This is a genomic window from Pseudomonas sp. SIMBA_041 (assembly GCF_046535095.1).
In the GTDB taxonomy this organism is placed as follows: domain Bacteria; phylum Pseudomonadota; class Gammaproteobacteria; order Pseudomonadales; family Pseudomonadaceae; genus Aquipseudomonas; species Aquipseudomonas mucoides.
This window is the reverse complement of the sequence record NZ_JAWRXJ010001054.1, coordinates 1-229: the sequence shown is the minus strand read 5'-3', so window position 1 is coordinate 229 and position 229 is coordinate 1. Positions and strand designations below refer to the sequence as shown.

Annotated in this window: 1 protein-coding gene; it reads left to right on the top strand. The window is 65.5% G+C overall.

Annotated elements, in window-relative coordinates; all coding sequences use genetic code 11:
- A partial coding sequence (locus tag SB725_RS34335; RefSeq protein ID WP_410923847.1) for a transporter substrate-binding protein occupies positions 1-229 on the top strand: 229 nt, incomplete at both ends.

Here is a 229-nt window from a genome sequence, read left to right as displayed (position 1 = left end):
CAGGCCGCCGAAACCATCAAGGTGGGGATCCTGCACTCGCTGTCGGGCACCATGGCGATCTCCGAAACGTCCCTCAAGGACATGGCGCTGATGACCATCGACGAAATCAACGCCAAGGGCGGGGTCAAGGGCAAGCTGCTGGAACCGGTGGTGGTGGACCCGGCCTCGAACTGGCCGCTGTTCGCCGAGAGGGGCCGCCAGTTGCTGACCCAGGACCAGGTGGCGGTGG